Origin of the sequence: Amycolatopsis sp. 2-15 (assembly GCF_030285625.1) — a bacterium.
Lineage (GTDB): Bacteria > Actinomycetota > Actinomycetes > Mycobacteriales > Pseudonocardiaceae > Amycolatopsis > Amycolatopsis carbonis.
Window position 1 is genome coordinate 7,626,019 of sequence record NZ_CP127294.1, and the last position, 19,392, is coordinate 7,645,410.

A 19,392-nucleotide genomic window follows, 5' to 3' on the forward strand; every position below is an offset into this window, starting at 1 on the left:
CACGAACCCATCCGACCTGTGAGGAGTGCCCGTGCCCGAAGGAACACCCGTGTCCGAATGGCTCGACCCGACCGTCGCGACGTCGTGGCTGGAACAGGACAGCCTCGTCGGATTCCTCGTGCTGCCCCGGCGGATCGCCGCCACGCTGGTGGCGGGCGACCGGCCGCGGACGAAACTGGTGGCCGACATCGGCAGCGGCCCCGGTGACTTCCTGGAGGTCCTGCTCGATCTCTTCCCCGGCGCGCACGGCATCTGGACCGACGTCTCCACCGTGATGGAAGACGCCGCCCGCGCGCGGCTCGCCCGGTTCTCCGACCGCGTTTCCTACCGGCTCACCGACATGACGGACCTCGCGCAGCTGCCCGGCGACCTCGACGTGGTGATGACGTCGAGGGCCAGCCACCACCTCGACCCGGCGCGGCTGGCGCGCTTCTACAACGAGGCGGCCGAGCACCTGGCGCCCGGCGGCTGGTTGCTCAACCTCGACCACATCGGGCCTGCCCCGGTGTGGGACGCGCGGCTGCGCGCGGTTCGCAAGCAGCTCATCCCGCCTTCCGACAAAGCCGGTGCCCACAAGCACAACGACGCCCTGCCGTCGGTGGCCGACCACCTCGACGGCCTCGCGAAAGCCGGGTTCAGCGACGTCGAAATGCCCTGGCGCGGCCTGTACACCTGCCTGCTGGCGGCTCGTCGTGACGGCTGACGGATCCCACCGGCTCGCGCGCCTCCGCGTCGCGCTCAGCGGCCGCGAGTGGGCGTCGCTGGGCGGCATGGCCACGGTCGTCCTGCTGCTGAACCTCGTCGGCTGGGGCGTGCTCGGCCTCGTCGTGGCCCCGGAGCACCACGCGCTGGCCGGCGGCGGGTTCTTCGGCGTCGGGCTGGGCGTCACGGCGTTCACGCTGGGACTGCGCCACGCGTTCGACGCCGACCACATCGCCGCCATCGACAACACCACCCGCAAGCTGATGGCCGAGGGCGGACGGCCGCTCTCGGTCGGGTTCTGGTTCTCACTCGGTCATTCGACCGTCGTGTTCGGACTGTGCCTGCTGCTCTCGATCGGCGTGCGCGCGCTCGCCGGATCGGTCACGGACGACTCGTCGGCGCTGCACCGGGTGACCGGCCTGATCGGCACGTCGGTGTCCGGGGTGTTCCTCTACATCATCGGGATCGTCAACCTGGTGGTGCTGTTCGGCATCCTGCGGGTGTTCCGCGAGATGCGCCACGGGCGGTTCAGCGAAGCCGAGCTCGAGGAGCACCTGGCGCGGCGCGGAGTGCTGAACCGCCTGCTGTCCGGCCTGACGAAGGCGGTCCGCAAGCCCTGGCACATCTATCCGGTGGGGGTCCTCTTCGGACTCGGGTTCGACACCGCGACCGAGGTGGGCCTGCTCGTGCTGGCGGCCGGCGCGGCCACGTTCGCCCTGCCCTGGTACGCAATCCTCGTGCTGCCCGTGCTGTTCGCGGCGGGGATGACGCTGTTCGACACCGCCGACGGCTGCTTCATGAACTTCGCCTACGGGTGGGCGTTCGCGAAGCCGGTGCGCAAGGTCTTCTACAACCTCACCGTGACCGCGCTTTCCGTGGCTGTCGCGCTGGTGATCGGGACGATCGAACTGCTGTCGATCCTCGCCGACCGGCTCGGGATCGTCTCGGGCCCGCTGGCCGCGATCGCCGACCTCGATCTGAACAACGTCGGCTTCGCGATCGCCGGGCTGTTCGTCGCGACCTGGCTCGTCGCCGTCCTGGTCTGGCGGATCGGCCGGATCGAGGAGAAGTGGTCGGCCCACCTCTCCCTCGACCCCGACCGTTAGGCGACCGGCCCGCCGAACAGCTCCGCCACGCCCGCGACGGTGATGCCCTCCATCACCTCGCGGGCGGTGTGCGCCACCGGCAGGTCCTGGCCCACACCGTCGGCCATGCGGAACGCGTTGGCCAGATCCTTGCGGTACCAGGTGAAGCGCATCAGTTCGAGCTGGGCGAGCGTGGCGCTCGCGGCCACCCCGTCGAGCAGGGCCCGGCGCAGCTTCGCCGGCTCGACGCCGAGGTCGCGACCGAGCCGCATCGCCTCGACGATCGCCGTGATCTGGCCCCAGTGGCACAGGTTGTTCACCGTCTTGCCGACCTGGCCGGAGCCCAGCGGACCGAGGTGGTGCACCGCCTTCGTCCACGGCACCAGCGCCGGGCGCACGCGGTCCAGCACGGCTTCCTCGCCGCCGACCAGCAGGACGACCTCGCCGTTCTCCGCTCCGCGGACGCCACCGGTGAGGGCCGCGTCCAACACCGCCACGCCGGTTCCCCCGGCCTCGGCCTCGACGCGGTGGCACGTCTCGGGGGTCACCGAACTGCAGATCAGCAACGCGGATCCGGGCTCGGCCGCGGCCAGCACGGCCGCCGACACCTCGAGCACGTCCTCATCGGACGGAACGATCACGAGCACCACGTCGCACCCGCCGAGCTCCGCCGTGGACCCGGCCGCCCGCGCGCCCGCGCCGACCAGTTCGTCCACTGTGGAGCGATTGCGGTCGAACACCATCGTGTCCCGGCCGGCGCCGACGAGGTGCCGGGCGATCGGCGCGCCCATCGCCCCCAGCCCCGCCATGCCGACACTTCCGATTCCGTGGTCCGACATCAGCACCTTCCTCCCCGCCGCTGGGCCGCGCCCCCAGGCAGTCGAAACGAAAGGGGCCCGCCTCGCGGTGAATTCACGAGACAGGCCCCTTCGACGGATGATCAGACGGCGCTGGCGGCTTCGGCCAGTTCGCCGGTGTACTCCGGAGCGTTTTCGAAGTAGTGCACCTTGTCGTAGCCGAGGTGCTTGAACATGCGGTTCTGCGCGGACAGCAACCGCAGCGGGGTACCGTCGGCGGCGTAGTGCACGGCGATCGTGTTCTGCGGAACGTAGAGCGTGTCGCCCTTCGTGATCTCGTGCCGGGTCGGCGTCTTCGCGACCCGCGCGTAGTACTTCTCCGCGATCTCCTCCTGGACCTCCCAGTGCAGCGAATAGCCGGAGCCGTCGAGCACGTAGAGGACCTCGTCGGCCATTTTCCAGTGCTTGCCCGAGTGGCTGCCGGCCGGGATGTCCAGCTCGAAGACGTCGACGGAGAACTGGCGCAGGTCCGTCCGCTCGGGACTGTTGAGCACACGGACGCGGCCCATCGGGGTCGTTTCCCAGACCGTGTCCTCCTGGCGCACCACCTTCTTGCGCTCCAGCACACCGTCGGTCCAGATCCTCGACCAGTCCTCGCGCTCACCGAACTCGTCCGGCCGCTCGATCGGACCGCCGCGGCCCTGCTGCAACAGGCCCAGGAACATCCACGTGCACTTGGCCTTCATCACCAGCGCGACGGCTTTTTCGTCATAGGGGTTGTAGTGGCGGTGCACCGAATCGGTGTGCACGAAGACCAGCTCCCCGGCCTTCCAGTCGTACCGCTGGTCGTCGTGGATCTCGTACCCTGCCCCTTCGAGGATGTAGAAGGACGCCTCGTTCTGGTGTCCGTGTCCCCGGTTGGAGCTGTGCGGCGGCAGTTCGACGAAATGCACCTGCAGCGTCTGGGTCAGGAAGTCCTCGTCTCCCGGCCCGATCCGCCACCACGTGCGGGACTTCTCAGAGTCGCCGGAGTGGCCGACCTTCGCGTCGTCGACCACCACCGAGTCGTCGCGGACCCGTTCGGCGGCCAGCTGGGCCTGACGGAACTGACCGAGCCCGTAGGTCTCAGAAGTCAAGCCACGTACGAACACGCGTCCCTTCTTGCCCATGCGTTCCTCGCTTTCCCGCGCCTTGGCGCTTTTCGACGGAGGCAGAACATGTTCCTCCCGGACGCCCGGCCCGGGTACGCTCCGAAGTATAGGCCTAACTGTCCTACCAATCCAGAGCGCGACCTTCCGGGAGGCTTCCTTGAGCGACGTCCACCTCAGCATCGCGACCACCGACTACGACCATTTCCGCGACTTCCGCACCGGCGCCGTGCGCGCCCAGGGCATCGACCACACCTGGTCGACGCTGAGCCACCACGAGATCTTCGCGCGGTTCACCGCGAACCGTGAGTGGGACGTGGCCGAGCTGTCCTTCGCCAAGTTCAGCACCCAGATCACCCGCGACGAGCCGGACATCGTCGGGCTGCCGGTCGTCTGCTCGCGGCTGTTCCGGTTCGGCTCGTTCTACGTCAACCGCAACAGCGGTATCCGCTCCGTGGAAGACCTGCGCGGCAAGAAGGTCGGCTCGCCCGAGTGGGCCCACTCGGCGGCGGTGTACATGCGGGGCTGGCTGCACAACGACATGGGCGTCAAACTCGACGAGATCGAGTGGTACCAGGCCGGCGCGAACGCCCCGGGCCGCGTCGAGAAGGTGGAGCTGAACCTGCCGCCCGGCGTGCGGCTCACCCGCGTGGCCGACCGGTCCCTGTCGGACCTGCTCGCCGCGGGCGACCTCGACTGCGCGATCATCGCCCGGCCGCCGACGTGCTTCCTCGAAGGCCACCCCGACGTGGTGCGCCTTTTCCCGGACTACCGCGACAAAGAACAGGACTACTTCCGCGACGCCGGGATCTGGCCGATCATGCACTTGATCGCGATGCGCCGGCGGATCATCGAGGAGCACCCGTGGGTGGCCCGCAACCTCTACAACGCCTTCCTGGAGTCGAAACAACGCAGCGTCGAACGACTGCTCGACCCCGCCGTCTCGCGCTACCCGCTCCCCTGGCTCGCCACCTACGGCCGCGAGATGCGTGACCTCTTCGGCGGAGACCCGTTCCCGTTCGGCATCGAACCCAACCGCGCCACCTGGGAACAGCTGCTCACCTACGCAGCCCAGCAGGGCATCGCGCACCGGCTCGCCACCGCCGACGAGATCTTCCCGGCCGGGATCATGACCGAGGTGGTGGTGTGAACCCGCTGAGGTAATCCGCCATTCGGCCCTACGGTTTCCGCCGGATTTTGGCAGAATGACTGAACTTCACCGCAGGGACGCGCCCGCCGGCACCCACCGCGCACGGGCCGTCCCGCCCTGCGCTCACCGTCCGAAATGGATCCGTGGGCCCAGGATTTCGATCCGGACCAGCATCGGCGTCAACGGTTGACAAATGGTCATACCATAGGTCCATACTGCTCAAACCGAACGGCCCGTGGCCTCAGGCACCGGGCCCGTCGGCACCCGAAGCTCCGCGACAGTTCCGCACTCACATCGTGGTGAGCCCGCCTTGTTCCCGGCGGCGGTCCGCTCACCGGAGGGAACCGCAATGCACAAGAGGCGAAGCACCCGCCGGACCGTCTCGGCCGTCCTCGCCGGTGGCCTGGCGTTGACGATGGCCGCCGCGTGCGGCTCCGGCGCGGCCAGTTCTTCCGACGCGGCCCAGACGACGGCCGACCAACGCAACCCGCAGCAGCTCGCCGAGGTCGCGGCGAGGGAAGGCGAGGTGGTCTGGTACACCACCTTCGCCGACGCCGACGTCGCGCCGATCATCGCGTCGTTCAACAAGATCTACCCGAAGGTCAAGGTCAACGCGCTGCGGCTGAGTGCCGACAAGATCCCGCCCCGCGTGATCACCGAGCAGCGCGGCGGGAAGTACAACGCCGACGTGGTCTCCGGTGACTCCCCGCAGATCGCCCAGCTCCTGCAGGCGGGCGCGCTGCAGCCCTACAAGCCGGTCGACGCCGCGCCGCTGCCCGCCGGGCTCAGCCTGCCCGACGGCTACCAGGGTGTCGTGTACGCCGTCACCACCGTGCTCTCCTGGAATCCGCAGGTGCTCAGCCAGAAGGGCCTGACCGCACCGAAATCCTGGGAGGATCTCACCAAGCCCCAGTGGCGTGGGCAGTTCTCGATCGACCCGGGCGCGGTCAACTGGTACGACAGCATGATCACCGCGATGGGCCACGACAAGGCGCTGGCGCTGCTGAAGGGACTCGGCGACAACGCGCCGGTGTTCGTCGAGAGCCACACCCAGTCGCTGACCAACGTGCAAGCCGGCGAGCCGCTCGCCGCCGCGACCGCGTACGGCTACAAAGCCTCCAGCCTGAAGAAGAAGACGCCGAACACCCTGGACTTCGTCAACGGCACCCCGCTGCCGGCGTCGCTGAACCTCATCGACGTCGTGAAGAACTCGCCGCACCCCAACGCCGCCCGCCTCTTCGACGACTGGATGGTGTCGAAGGCCGGGCAGCAGGAGATCGTCGACGTCACCAACCACACGTCGGTCCGCCCGGACGTCACCAACGACACGAACGTGTGGGACGAGGTGAAGTGGCCGGCCGCGTGGGGGCACCCGAACCTCTCACAGGCGGACTACAACAACGAGCTCGCGGAAATGAAGTCGGCACTGAAAGCGCCGTGACCCCCGACGGCCGTGGCGGACCCCGCCGGCGAAAGGACCCACGATGACCCTGCTGGACACCCGACCCCCAGATCCGGCACCCCCCGAGACCGGCCGGGCCGCGAAGACCTCGCGCCCGCGGTCCTGGCGCTCCCTGCTGCAGCCGCGTTACCTCACGCTCGCCGTCGCGGCGATCGCGGTGGCCTACCTCGCGCTCGTGCCGGTCGGCACGATGATCTACGCCAGCCTGCAGACGTCGTTCCTCGGCACCGGCGCTTCGGCGTGGACCCTGCACAACTACGCCACGACCTTCGCGTCCGACGGGTTCGGCACGCTGGTGCTGAACTCGTTCCTCTACGCCGGGCTCACGGCGATCGTCTGCACGGTGATCGGGTTCGGGCTCGCGTGGCTGGTCAGCCGGACCAACACGCCGTGCAAGACGTTCGCGCAGCTGGCGGCGCTCGTTCCGCTGATCGTGCCGGGGATCCTCAACACGGTGGCGTGGGCGCTGCTGCTCTCCCCCGAACGCGGGCCGCTCAACGGTGTCCTGCGGTCGCTGGGACTGCCCGCGTTCAACATCTACTCGATCGCCGGCATGGTGTTCGTGCAGTCCATCCACGTCGCGCCGGTCGCGTTCCTCATGGGCACGGCGGCGTTCAGCTCGATGGACTCCTCGCTGGAGGAAGCCGCGCTCGCGTCGGGCGCCTCGCCCGTGCGCACCTTCCGGGTGATCACCCTGCGGATGGCCCGGCCGGCCATCCTTTCGGCCGCGCTGCTGATGTTCATCCAGACCATCTCGACGTTCGAGGTGCCGCAGCTGATCGGCGTCCCGGGCCACACGTACGTGTTCGTCAGCCGGATCTACAGCGCGCTACAGGCGTTCCCGGCCGACTACGGCACGGTCGGGGTGATCGGGGTGTTCGTGCTGGTGATCGCGTCGATCGGGCTGGCCCTGTCGCAACGGCTGAGCCGGCGCTCGGCCACGCAGACGATCACCGGCAAGGGTTTCCGCTCGACGGTGCAGGACCTGGGCCGCTGGCGGTGGGCGGGGCTGGCCGTGTTCATCCTGTTCTTCGTCATCGCGGTCGTGCTGCCGCTGGCGATGCTGATCTGGTCGTCGCTGCTGCCCGGTTACGAGCCGCCTTCGCTGAAGGCGTTGGGAGACCTGGGGTTCGGCAACTACGCCCAGATCTTCCGGCAGCCGGCCCTGATCGAGTCGGTGCGCAACAGCGTCGTCACGGCGGTGAGCTCGGCGGTGATCGTCACCGCGCTGAGTGCCGTGGTCGCCTACCTCACGGTGAAGACGAAGATGTTCGGCCGCGGGCTGCTCGACGGGCTCGCGACGGTGCCGATCGCCGTGCCCAGCATCGTGATGGGTGTCGGCATCCTCTACTGGTACCTCGCCGCGCCGCTGCCCGTGCACCTCTACGGCACCCTGGTCATCCTGGTCGTCGCTTTCGTGACGATCAGCCTGCCGTATGCGATGCGCTACCTCGTGCCCGGCATGTCGCAGATCAAGGACGAGCTCGAAGAGGCGGCGACCGCGAGCGGGGCCTCCTGGCTCCAGACCTTCCGGCGGGTGTTCATCCCGCTTCTCATGCCCTCGCTGCTGGCCGCGTTCCTGTACACGATGATCGTCGCGTTCCGCGAGATCTCCGCGGCGATCTTCCTGTACTCCTCGGGGTCGGAGGTCGTGTCCGTGAGCATCTACGACCTCTACTCCAACGGGTCGTACCCGGTGGTCGCCGCGCTCGGCGTGGTGATGGTGGTGTTCCTGACCATCCTCGTCGCCGGTGTCCGCCTGCTCGGGCGCCGCTTCGGGATCCAGGGCGCGAATCAGAGCTGAGCAGACCCGACAACCACCGTAGGAGAAGGGGATCCGAAGATGATCAGGCTGACCGGACTGACGAAACGATTCCCGGGCCGGACCGTGGCCGCGAACGCTGTCGACGGGATCGACCTGGAGATCGCCGAGGGCAAGCTGGTGACCCTGCTGGGCCCCAGCGGCTGCGGGAAAACCACCACACTGCGGCTCATCGCCGGGCTGGAACGCGCCGACGCCGGCGCGATCGAGCTCGACGGCAAGGTCGTCTCCGACCCGCGCAACGGGGTGTTCGCCGGCGCGCACCGCCGGCCCATCGGGATCGTGTTCCAGTCGTACGCGATCTGGCCGCACATGTCGGTGGTGCAGAACGTGATGTTTCCCTTGCGGGTCAACAAACCCCGGGTCCGCGCCGCCGCGGCGCGCAAGAAGGCGCTGGACGCGCTCGACCTCGTGGGCTTGGCCGACTTCGCCGAACGCCCGGCCCCGGCGTTATCCGGTGGCCAGCAGCAGCGGGTCGCGCTGGCCCGCGCCCTGGTGCGCGAGCCGAAGGTGCTGCTGCTCGACGAGCCGCTGAGCAACCTCGACGCCGGCCTGCGGGACCGGATGCGCGACGAGATCCGCGCCGTGCAGCAACGGCTCGGCATCACCACGGTGTTCGTCACGCACGACCAGGACGAGGCCCTCGCGGTCTCCGACGACGTGGTGGTGATGAACAGCGGCTCGATCGTCGAACGCGGCCGGCCGCAGGAGATCTACACCCGGCCGCAGCAGGAGTTCACCGCGCGCTTCCTCGGGGTGTCCAACACGCTCACCGGCGTGGTCACCGAGGTGTCGGACGCCGGGGTGTGCGTGCAGGTCGGCCCCGGCCGGCTGGTCTGCCGCGCCGGCTCCGGGCTGAGCGCGGGCGACACCGTCAGCGTGTTCATGCGCCCTGAGAGCTTCGGGTTCTCCCGCAAGCAGCACGACGCCGAAGCCTGGAAGGGCACCGTGGAGTTCAGCATCTACCACGGCGACTGCTGGGACTACTACGTCCGGCTCGGCGACGACGTGCTGAAGGTCCGCGTTTACAAGGAAAAGGTCGGTCTCGCCCACGGCGACCCGATCTTCCTGCAGCCCGAGCCCGAGGACGCGATCGTCCTGCCCGCGCACTGACCCGAGAGGAGCACGGCCGCCGATGAGCGCTCCGTACCCCCTGTCCGAGCAAGCCCCCGGTGTCCCCGCTCCGCTGCCCGGGTTCGACTACCCGGCGCCGCGGTTCCCGGGCTACCTGCTGCAGGAACGCACCGACGATCTCGAGGAGCTGATGCCGCTCGCGCGGGCGCACGTGCGGCGCCGCTACGGCCGATCCGCGCTCGGCGACGTGCGGCCCGGCGACGAGCTGCTGATCGTCACGTTCCCGCACCAGCACGAGCTCGTGTTCCAGGCCATCCGCCAGGCCCTGCTGGAGATCGGCGTCGCGAAGGTCGACCGCATCGACGTGACCGACCTCGGCATGGAGGTGAAGTCCTACAGCGCGGCCGAGGGCTGGCGGGAGATCACCGACCGGCTGCCGCCGATGATCGAAGAGGGCATCGAGTTCAACGTCGCCGCGGCGGCGCTGAAGCGGTTCCTCGACGACCGCCCCGGCTACACCGGCGTCTACGCGGGCGAAGCCGGTCGCTCGCACTGGAAACGCGCCGCCGGCAAGCGGATCCGGAACAACTGGGTGTACTCGACCTACGAGGACTTCATCTCCCGCGCCAACGGGATCCCCGACGAGATCTGGCGGACGGTGGACCTCATGGTGGTCGACGCGTTCCGCGACGCCGCCGAGGTCCGCATCACGAGTCCGGAAGGGACGGACCTCGGCTGGCAGGTGACGCCGCAGCAGGCGGAACTGTGGCCCAAGGGCGCCTACATCTCGGGGCACATCCTCGGCTCGACGATCCAGGGCATCCGGTTCGGCCACCCGGCGGAGACGTTCCTGCGCGAAGCGAAGACGTTGATGCCCACCCTCAACGGCGTGATCGGCGGGACGAGCAACCACACCGGGTACTTCCCGCACGCGTCGGTGACCATCGAGTCGGGGATGATCACGAAGATCGAGGGCGGCGGCCGCTACGGCGAGCTGTGGCGCGAGGTCGTGGAACGCTACCGGGACACGCACTACCCCGGCTTCCCCTATCCCGGCTGGGCGTACTTCAACGACGCGTCGATCGGCACCAATCCCAAGAGCTACCGCCAGATCGAGACCCTGTGGAACTACAACGACTCCTGGACGAACCTGCCCGAACGCGCGCAGGCCGGCGTGATCCACTTCGGCTTCGGCGCCGAGCACTGGGACCAGACGTTCCTCTCCTACGCCAAGGAGAACAAGTTGCCGACGATGCACTTCCCGCACGTGCACAACCTGTTCGCCACCTACGAGATCCGCCGCCGCAGCACCGGCGAGTGGGTCAAGCTGATCGACAAGGGCCGGATCACGGCGCTCGACTCCAAGCGCGTGGTGCGGCTCGCCAGCAGCCTCGGCGGCACGCACCACCTGGAGTACGACTGGATTCCCGCGGTGCCGGGCATCAACTACCCCGGGGACTACCACCGGGACTACGCGCCCGACCCGGTGTCGTGGATCCGCCGCGAGCAGAACGGGGAGTTCGCCCGGTGACCGCGCCCTTCTACCTGCCGGCCGGCGACGAGGTCGACCTCTTCCGCGCGGCCTACGACCAGCGCATCCCGGTGCTGCTCAAGGGACCCACCGGGTGCGGCAAGACCCGGTTCGTCGAGTACATGGCATGGGAGATCGCGAAACAGCGCACCGGGACGCCGCCGGACGAGCCACTGGTGACGATCACCTGTCACGACGACCTCACCGCGGCCGACCTCGTCGGCCGGTATCTGCTCTCGGCCGAGGGCACGACCTGGCTCGACGGGCCGCTGACGCGAGCCGCGCGCACGGGCGCGATCTGCTACCTCGACGAGGTGGTCGAGGCCCGCAAGGACACCACCGTGGTGCTGCACTCGCTGACCGATCACCGGCGGACGTTGCCGCTGGAACGGCTCGGCACCACCGTGGCGGCGCACCCGGACTTCCTGCTCGTCGTGTCGTACAACCCGGGGTATCAGGTCACCAGCAAGGATCTCAAGCCGAGCACCCGGCAGCGCTTCCTCGCCATCGAGTTCGGCTACCCGGACCCCGAGCTGGAGGCCGAGATCATCGCGCACGAAGCGGGCGTGCCCGCGGACGTGGCCGAGGCACTGGCCGCGCTCGGCGCCCGCATCCGCAACCTCGACGCCGCCGATCTCCTCGACGGCCCGAGCACGCGGCTGCTCGTCCACGCCGGCGCGCTCATCGGCCGCGGGGTCGCGCCGCGGCGGGCGTGCGATCTCGCGCTCGTGCTGGCCACCAGCGACGACCGGGACGTGCAGGACGCCGTCCGGCAGGTGGCGCACGCCGTGTTCGCGGCATGACGACACCGGGGCCCGCGCACCTGGACGAGCTGACCGGCTCGCTCTCGCTGTACTACCGGGCGTTGTGCGGGCGGGGCTGCGAACTGGTGCCCTACGACGACGAGGCCGAACTTCGCCAGCGGCCCGACACCGCGACGACCGTGCGGCTCCCGCCGCACGTGCACGCGGGACCGTCGTGGTACCAGGTGGCGCTGACGCACCGGGCGCTGCACCACGAACTCGGCACGTTCGACCTCGACCTCGAGCGGCCGGAGCCCTTCTTCCGGCGGCTGCGCCCGGCCGGCCTCAGCGGCAGGCTCGACCGCTTCGCCGGCCTGTTCGGCCGCACGGCGCTCGCGGTCGAGGTGTTCACCGTGCTCGAAGACCTGCGCGTGGACACCGCGGCGCTGCGGCTGTTCCCCGGTCTGGCCCCGGTCTACGAGCGGGTGCGCGCCGACGAGCTGGCGACGAGGCCGGATCTCGCCGAGCTGCCGGCCCGCTCCGCGGCGGCCGAGGCGCTCGTCCGGCTGAGCCTCGGCGCCACCTCGATCCGGCTGCCGCCGGCACTGCATCCGGCGCTCGCCCGGATGGCCGCCGTGGCCCGGGTCCTCACCGACCGGGAGTCCACTGTGGAATCGACGGCCGAGGCAACGCTCCGGTGCTACGGCATATTGGCGCGGCTGCCCAACCTCGCCCCGGCGGCCGGCGTGGGCGAAGAGGTCGCCTTCACAGAATCCGAGGTGGACGACGGGTTCACGCTGCCGGGGAGCGAGTTCCGGCTCGAAGGGGACGAGGTGTTCGACGTCCGGTTCGCGCCCGTGCGCTACCGCGACGTGCCCGGTCCCCGGTACCTCGGCTTGTCGGCCTCCGGCATGCCGCTCACCGAAGCGATCCTGCGGATGACCGGCGAGGAAGCGCAGGCGGCCGACGAGTTCACCGAACGCTCGCTGGCGGCCGAGAGCGGGCAGGTCGACGTCACGACGGTCGAGCGCCCGCCCGAGCCACTGCCGCACGACCACGGCCCGGACCTGGAAAACCACCACCACGGGGAAACCGGGCCCGTGCAGGCGAACGGACGGCACGAGTTCGCCTACCCCGAGTGGGACCACCGCGCCGGCCGGTACCTGGCCGACTGGTGCCTGGTCCGGGAGAAGCGGCCCCGGTCGGGGCGCAGCGGCCGCGCGCACCGCGACGCACTCGGGCGCAACCGCGCGCTGCTGCCCGCGCTGACCGCGCAGCTGGAACGCATGGCTCCGCTCGGTCGCCGCCGGCGCACGCGGCTACGCCACGGCGACGACCTCGACCTCGATGCCTGCGTGGAGGCCATGGCCGACCTGCGGACCGGACGGACGCCGGGGGAAGCCGTGTACAGCGCGCTCGAACCGGTGGCCCGCGAGGTGGCCGTGGCGTTCGCGCTGGACCTGAGCTCGTCGACGGCCGAACGCCTGCCCGAGCGCGACGACGGGATCCGCCGGATCCTCGACCTGGAACGGGAGTCGGTCGCGTTGCTCCTCGAAGCGGTGGAGCGGGTCGGCGACAGCTACGGCATCTACGGCTTCTCCGGCACCGGCCGCGAGGACGTCGTGGTTTCGGTCGTGAAGTCCCTCGACGAGCGGCGCACCCCGGCGACCCTGCGGCGGCTCGACGGGCTCGTGCCGCAGCACACGACCCGGATGGGCCCGGCCATCCGCCACCTCACCCGCCGGCTCGCCACGCACGGCGCGCCCTCGAAGCTGCTCGTGCTGGTTTCCGACGGTCGTCCGTTCGACCTCGACTACGGACAGCAGTACGGCGAGGACGCCGTGCTGGACTACGCGCTCGCCGACACCACCCGCGCGCTCGCCGAAGCCCGGCGCGCCGGTGTCCGCCCCTACCTCATCACCGTCGACCCGGCGGGCGGCGATTACCTGCGGACGATGTGCGACCCGGACACCTACCACGTGATCGCCGATCCCCGTGACCTGCCGGTGGCTCTCGCCCGGCTGTACGTCACCGCCCGGCGGGCGTGGCCCGCGACGCAGAGCCCGGACTCAGTGCGGCCGTGAGAGGTCGCCGGGCCGGAAGCCTTCAAGCGTCGAGCTGACGAGCCCGTCGAACTGGTCCTTGTCCTCACGCGGGTAGACCCAGCGCAACGCGGCCATCGACGCGGATCCCGTGAACCCGCGTTCGTAGAAGATCTTGCCGTCGTCCTCGTAGCCGGAAACCGAGTACCGGTCGCCCTCGACCTTCTGATACGTCACTCGCCCGCCGCCCGCTTCCACCGCGGCGACCGCACCGGCCAGTGCCTGGGCCGCGGACTGGTTCGAGTTGGCGCCCCACACCGTCAGCGTCGCGTCGGCATCGGAGTTGGTGAACGTCATCCCGTCCCCGTTCGGCGGGGTGTACGGGGTCGCCAGGTAACTCTCGGAAATCAGCGCGGTGAAACCGAACCGGGGGTTCGTGTACGTGGGCCCCTCCGCGGACTGTCCTGTAGAGGGCACAGAGGGCGTAGAGGTCGCAGTGGGCGTCGACGGTGTCGGGGAGAGCGAAGTCGAAGGCGGCGGCGAGGCCGGCGCCGCCTTGCCGAGCGTCGCCAGGAACTTCGGCTGGATCAGATCGCCGACTTCGCCGTACGGCACGGTCACGGTCTCCTGCCCGTCCGCCGTGGTGGCGCCGAGCTCGTACCACAGGATCTCGAACTGGACTCCGGTCTCGGTGAACCCGAAGTCGGCGCCCGGCACGTGGTCGCCGCCCGCGGTGCTGTTCGCGGCGTCGATGTCCACCTTGCGGCCTTCCTCGCCGACCGCCGGCTCGCGGCGGAACCCGTACTTCGTGTGCGGTTCGAGCCGTTGGGTGAGCGTCTGCATCCCGGCCGCGGTCAGCACTTCGGGCCGGAAAACCTCGCGGGGTCCGAGGGTCTGCCCGGTGCCGAGGTCGACGGTCGTCGTTTCGGGGAACCGCCAGGTCGGGTGCGACAGCACGGACGAGTCGAGATCGTGTTGGTACCGCACGGAAAGCAGCCTCGGCGTCTGCAGCAGGATCCGGGCCGTCGTGTGCGCCGCGGCCGTGTCGCCCGCTTCCTGGAACCGGTCGCGATAGTCGGACACCCCGTCGCGGATCGCCTTGAGCCGCTTGTCGACCGGTGCCCGCAACGCGTCGTTGATCCGTTGCCGGACCGCGGGATCCGGTCCGCCGGACACCTGCGGGAACTGAAGGTCGTAGGTGACCGGCAGCGCCTGGTCCCGTCCGGACGTGGTCTGCAGGCTGACGGTGAGCGCCGCCGCTTGCGCGGGCGGATCGTCGTGGTTGCCGAAGATCGCCATTCCCCCGGCGACGAGCGCGCCGACGATCAGCACCGCGGCGGCGATCTTGCCGGCGATCACCGCGGTCGCGCCCGCCCCGGTGCCCGTGGCCGGCACCCCGCCCCCGACCCCGCCGGCCACAGCACCGGCGCCGGCGCCGATCGGGGCGGCCGCCGTCCCGGCGGTGGCCAGGAGCGCCAAGGGCGTCAGCGCCGTCAGCGCGGCGGCCGAGGTGGCCAGCCGCTTCCAGCCGCGCTTCTCCCAGTTCTTCCCGTAGGCCTTGCGGGCGACGGCTTCCAGCTCGGTCACGAAAGCGTCCGCGGTGGCCGGTCGCCACGCCGGGTCCTTCGCCATCCCTCGCGCGATCAAGGGGCGCAACGCCTCGGGCACCGCGTCCACGGGCACCGGCGCCGCTTGGTGCAGCGAGCGCAGCCCTTCGGTCGTGTCCGCCCGGAACGGCATCTGCCCCGTGACGCACTGGTAGAACACGCAGGTCGCCGCGTACACGTCGGTGGCGGGCACCCCGGGCTGCCCGGACCACTGCTCCGGCGCCATGTACGACGGTGAACCGGCCGTCAGCCCATTGTGACCGTCCAAAGTGGCGAGTCCGAAGTCGACCAGCTTCGACTCGCCTTCCCGGGACACCAGCACGTTTCCCGGTTTGTAGTCCCGGTGGACCACCCCGGCCGCGTGGGCGTCGGCGAGGCCGAGCAGCGAGCCCTTCAGAATGGCCAGGGCCGATTCGGGGACGAGCACGTTCTCGGCCGCCAGCAGCGCGCGCAGCGACACCCCGGGCACCGCCTCCATGACCAGCGCGGCGCCGTCCGGCGTCTCCACGAAGTCGAAGAGCCGGACGACGTGCGGGCTCCGGACGCCGGACAACAGCCACGCCTCGCGCCGGAACCCGTCCGCGATCCCCGCGTCGGCGAGGTACTCCGCCCGCAGGTACTTGATCGCCGCCATCCGCCCCGAGGCCTCGTGCTTGGCCAGCACGACCCGGCCGAAGCCGCCGATGCCGAGCACGTCCACCTCGGTGAACCCGGGCACACGCCAGGTGTCGCTCATCCCCGCCCGTTTCCCCTCACGGTCACGACCTTCCCCCCGCCCGCGCGAATCGCGGAGGACATCAGACCACGGCCGGGGGATCCGCACTACCGGAATGTGGCATTTTGTGCGAAGTCGTCACACTTGTGGGGCGCCGCGCTCGAAGCCGCGGCCGGTGATCAGGCCTGCGTCGGCTCCTCGGCCCGCGCCGCGGCGTACTTGCGCACCGGGTTCGCCCGGCCGAAGTGGCCCACGGCGAAGGCGGCGGTCGCGAGCCCGCCGATCATCAGCGCGAGCACCGGACCGATCGCCGCGGCGACGCCACCGATCACGGTGTCGCCCAGGGCGGGGCCGCCGCGCGAGGCCATCTGGTAGATCGCGGAAACCCGCCCGCGCAGCGAATCCGGCGTCTCGAGCTGCACCGCCGCCTGCCGGATCGTCGTGGCCATCGCGTCGAACGCACCGAGCAACAGGCACGCGACCAGCGCGATCAGGAGCCCGGCGGCCCAGGCGAGCAGGACGGCACTCAGGCCGTACGCGATCGTCGAAGCGAGGAGGACCTTGCCGAGCCGTTTGCTGCGGTCGACCACCCGGAAGACCGTGTACGTCGCGACGAGAGCGCCTGCTGACGGTGCCGCCGAGAGCAGCCCGTAGGCCGTGGCGCCGAGGTGGAACCGGTCGATCGCCAGGGAGGGCAGGAGGACCCGGTAGCCCGCGAAGACGGTCGCCACCAGGTCGAGCAGCACCATCTGCCACACGATCCGTCTCCCCAGGACGAACCGGACCCCCTCCGCGAGCTGCTCCCGCAGCGTGATGTGCTCGCCCGCCCCGGGCAGGTGCGGAATCCGCAGGAGCGCCAAGGTGAGCATCAGCAGGAGGTAGGTCACCGCGTCGACGGCGTACATCAGGCCCGGCCCGCTGACGGCGATGAGCACACCGGAGAGCGCGGGGCCGAGGAGCACGGCGAGCTCCCGAGATGGGTTGAGCAACGCGAAGGCCTGCGGCAGTTGGGCACGCGGGACCAGGGCGGGGATCAGGGCTTGGCGGGCGGGCTGGTCGAAACTGGCCGCCGCGGTGGTGAGTACGACCGAGCCGACCACCTGCACGACGTCGACGTGACCGGTGAAGCTCGTCGCCGCGAGCGCGAGCGCCACGACCATGGCCACGGCTTGCGACCACTGGAGGAGCTTGCGCCGGTCCACCCGGTCCGCGTAGACGCCGGCCAACGGACTGAGCACCACCAGCGCCACGACCTGCGCGGCTCCCACCAGCCCGGTCTGCGCCACCGAACCGGAGAGCTCGTAGACCTGGTAGAGGTTGGCCGCGATCGTGCCCCGGCTGCCGATCTGCGAGAGGACGACGCCGCCCCAGTAGAAGTCGAAGTCGCGGTTGCGCAGGACCTCGGCGACCTTCATGGTCGTCATATTGCCTGATGGTATGACCAAAAGTCCATGCTTGCCGCCGGGCGCCCGGCGGACCACAATGCGAAAGGTAAAATGGTCCGCCCAATCAGGAGGCTCGGTGTCGACGAAGACCACGACGAAGACCACCCACTACCACCAGCAGAAAGCCCGGCGGGCGAAGTTCCTGGAGGACTGGCGCGACAACCACCGCACGGTCATCCGCGGCGACGACGTCAAAGTGGAGCAGACCGCGCGGGGCATGCGCACCGGCGTCTACATGGGTGAGGACGGCGACAACCCGACCCGCTCCATCGACGCCCTCGTGCACGAGGTCGACCACGGCGTCGTCACCACGATCCACCGGCACTCCTGGGACGCGATGGTGCTCGGCGTCGGCGGCCGGGGCTGGCTCGAGATCGACGGCGAGCGGGTGCACGTCGCCCCCGGAGACTCGGCCCACATCCCCGCGTGGGCGTGGCACCGCTCGGGCAACGACCAGGACGAGACGTTCCGCTACCTCACGTTCTCCAGCGAACCGCTGCTCGCCACCATGGGCATGTCGATCCTCGACGACCGCGGGCACGAGCCGGTCGAGAACCTCCCCGGCCGGCCCGAGTTCAGCGCGCCCGACGTGCAGGGTGACGACGCATACGCCCGTCGCCTGCGCCGCCTCGGCAAGGAGCAGCAGAAGCGCCGCAGCGGCCGGCTCCACACCGACTGGGACGAACTCGAAATGCTCAACACCCCGCGCGGCACCCGCACGACCTTCCTCCTCGACCGCGCCATCGGCTACCAGGCTTCCGGCATCACGATGGCGATGTTCGAGATCGGCCAGGGCCGGCAGCAGTCGATGCACCGCCACGCCGGCGAGGCCTGGCTGTACGTGGTCGAAGGCGACGGTCACTCCTACCTCGGCACCGAGCCGGAGGGCGGGGAGAACCACCCGTGGAAGAAGGGCGACCTGATCGTGGTCGACCACTTCCTGTGGCACCAGCACTTCAACGACTCGAAGGAAAACACCGCGCGAGTCGTCCGCATCCACATGTTCGACAGCCTGCTCGAGACGATGCGGGCGCTGATGGATCCCGCGGTGCTCTTCGAAGAGCCGCCGGACCACATCCGCGACGCCCAGGCCGGCGACGTCACCACGATCGTGTGGCCCGCCCTCGACCGGCCGTCCTGGCCGTGAGCGAGCGGACGCTCCCGCCCGGAGTCGTCGGACTGCACGCGCTCCCCTCGGACCACCACGACGGGCCGTGGGACTCGATGATCGTGCCGGCGGGCACCAAGGAGCGGCTGCTCGGCACCGCGCTGCTCGTCCTGCGGCAAGGCCGGTTGCTGAGCGGGCTCTCCGGCGCGCCGCACGGCCTGATCGTGCTGGCCGGTCCCCCGGGTACGGGCAAGACGACCCTCGCGCAGGGGCTCGCGCAGGCCGCCGCGCGGAAAATGGCCCCGCGCGGCGCCACCACGCTGGTCGAGGTCGACCCGCACGCGTTCCCGAGCGACATGCTCGGCGAAAGCCAGCGGGCCGTCTCACGCCTGTTCCTCGACACCCTGCCCGAGATCGCCGCGCGGCGGCCGCACACCGTGGTGGTGATCGACGAGGTCGAAGCGCTCGCCGTGCGCCGGAGTTCGGCGTCGTTCGAGACCAACCCGGTCGACGTGCACCGCGCGACGGACGCCGTGCTGTCCGGTCTCGACCAGCTTCGCGCGCAATGCCCGCACCTGGTTGTCGTGGCTACGACCAACTTCGTCGACGCGGTCGACGAGGCCGTGCTCTCGCGGGCCGACCTGGTCATGAACACCACGCTGCCCGACGACGAGGTCATCGAGCGGATCGTCGCGTCCTCCCTGACCGAGCTGGCCGAGCAGTGGCCCGGCCTGGCGCCGCTTGCCCGCGACGCCGATCTCCGCGCGGAGCTGGCCAAAGGCCTGCGGGGCCTCGACGGCCGGCGGGTCCGCAAGTCGATCCTCGCGGCGCTGACGCTGCGCACCGAGGTCGCCCTGGACCCCGAGCGGCTCACGGCCGACGACCTGCGCCGCGCGTCGCAATTCGACGGCTGAGGCCCAACGACGGACGCGCGGTGCCGGGTCGGCGATCGACCCGGCAC

At 70.2% G+C, this 19,392-nt stretch carries 15 protein-coding genes; 11 read left to right on the forward strand and 4 right to left on the reverse strand.

Annotated features, from left to right (window positions below):
* Window positions 1–31: 31 nt before the first annotated feature.
* Both QRX50_RS37680 and nicT read left to right on the forward strand, forming a co-directional pair.
* A complete protein-coding gene (locus tag QRX50_RS37680) occupies window positions 32–703 on the forward strand; it encodes a class I SAM-dependent methyltransferase (RefSeq protein WP_285967836.1) in 672 nt (223 codons plus the stop codon).
* 67 nt (window positions 704–770) lie between these two features.
* Window positions 771–1,808 (forward strand): Nickel transporter NicT, encoded by a 1,038-nt coding sequence (gene nicT / locus QRX50_RS37685; RefSeq protein ID WP_285974665.1) that lies wholly within the window; start codon window positions 771–773, stop codon window positions 1,806–1,808.
* On the opposite strand, the gene QRX50_RS37690 is transcribed toward nicT, so the two are convergent.
* Entirely contained in the window at window positions 1,805–2,626 is an 822-nt protein-coding gene (locus tag QRX50_RS37690) for an NAD(P)-dependent oxidoreductase (RefSeq protein ID WP_285967837.1), read from the reverse strand. The genes nicT and QRX50_RS37690 overlap by 4 nt on opposite strands.
* A 101-nt stretch (window positions 2,627–2,727) precedes the next feature.
* Window positions 2,728–3,753, reverse strand: coding sequence for a cupin domain-containing protein (locus QRX50_RS37695; RefSeq protein WP_285967838.1), 1,026 nt, complete (start codon window positions 3,751–3,753; stop codon window positions 2,728–2,730).
* Window positions 3,754–3,892: 139 nt separating this feature from the next.
* Between QRX50_RS37695 and QRX50_RS37700 the strand changes: the two genes are divergently transcribed.
* The 7 genes from QRX50_RS37700 to QRX50_RS37730 all read left to right on the forward strand — a co-directional run bounded on the left by QRX50_RS37700 (window position 3,893) and on the right by QRX50_RS37730 (window position 13,598).
* Entirely contained in the window at window positions 3,893–4,882 is a 990-nt protein-coding gene (locus QRX50_RS37700; RefSeq protein WP_285967839.1) for a substrate-binding domain-containing protein, read from the forward strand.
* 349 nt (window positions 4,883–5,231) lie between these two features.
* Window positions 5,232–6,323 carry an ABC transporter substrate-binding protein gene (locus QRX50_RS37705; RefSeq protein WP_285967840.1) on the forward strand — a complete coding sequence of 364 codons (1,092 nt, stop codon included), beginning with the start codon at window positions 5,232–5,234 and terminating at the stop codon, window positions 6,321–6,323.
* 43 nt (window positions 6,324–6,366) lie between these two features.
* Window positions 6,367–8,148: an ABC transporter permease gene (locus QRX50_RS37710; protein ID WP_285967841.1), complete on the forward strand. Its 1,782-nt coding sequence runs from the start codon at window positions 6,367–6,369 to the stop codon at window positions 8,146–8,148.
* A 39-nt stretch (window positions 8,149–8,187) separates the two neighbouring features.
* Window positions 8,188–9,279 carry an ABC transporter ATP-binding protein gene (locus QRX50_RS37715; RefSeq protein ID WP_285967842.1) on the forward strand — a complete coding sequence of 364 codons (1,092 nt, stop codon included), beginning with the start codon at window positions 8,188–8,190 and terminating at the stop codon, window positions 9,277–9,279.
* Between the two features lie 22 nt (window positions 9,280–9,301).
* Complete coding sequence (locus QRX50_RS37720) at window positions 9,302–10,771, forward strand: M29 family metallopeptidase (protein WP_285967843.1); 1,470 nt, start codon at window positions 9,302–9,304, stop codon at window positions 10,769–10,771.
* Complete coding sequence (locus QRX50_RS37725; protein ID WP_285967844.1) at window positions 10,768–11,574, forward strand: CbbQ/NirQ/NorQ/GpvN family protein; 807 nt, start codon at window positions 10,768–10,770, stop codon at window positions 11,572–11,574. The genes QRX50_RS37720 and QRX50_RS37725 overlap by 4 nt, the downstream gene beginning before the upstream one ends.
* Window positions 11,571–13,598 carry a nitric oxide reductase activation protein NorD gene (locus QRX50_RS37730; RefSeq protein WP_285967845.1) on the forward strand — a complete coding sequence of 676 codons (2,028 nt, stop codon included), beginning with the start codon at window positions 11,571–11,573 and terminating at the stop codon, window positions 13,596–13,598. Before QRX50_RS37725 ends, QRX50_RS37730 begins: the two co-directional genes overlap by 4 nt.
* On the opposite strand, the gene QRX50_RS37735 is transcribed toward QRX50_RS37730, so the two are convergent.
* On the reverse strand, window positions 13,584–15,899 hold the full coding sequence (locus QRX50_RS37735) for a protein kinase domain-containing protein (protein ID WP_285967846.1): 2,316 nt from the start codon (window positions 15,897–15,899) through the stop codon (window positions 13,584–13,586). The genes QRX50_RS37730 and QRX50_RS37735 overlap by 15 nt on opposite strands.
* A 158-nt stretch (window positions 15,900–16,057) precedes the next feature.
* Entirely contained in the window at window positions 16,058–17,302 is a 1,245-nt protein-coding gene (locus QRX50_RS37740) for an MFS transporter (protein WP_285967847.1), read from the reverse strand.
* Between the two features lie 97 nt (window positions 17,303–17,399).
* On the opposite strand from QRX50_RS37740, the gene QRX50_RS37745 reads away from it, so the two are divergent.
* Complete coding sequence (locus QRX50_RS37745; RefSeq protein ID WP_285967848.1) at window positions 17,400–18,470, forward strand: cupin domain-containing protein; 1,071 nt, start codon at window positions 17,400–17,402, stop codon at window positions 18,468–18,470.
* On the forward strand, window positions 18,467–19,345 hold the full coding sequence (locus QRX50_RS37750; RefSeq protein WP_285967849.1) for an AAA family ATPase: 879 nt from the start codon (window positions 18,467–18,469) through the stop codon (window positions 19,343–19,345). The genes QRX50_RS37745 and QRX50_RS37750 overlap by 4 nt, the downstream gene beginning before the upstream one ends.
* Window positions 19,346–19,392: the final 47 nt, after the last annotated feature.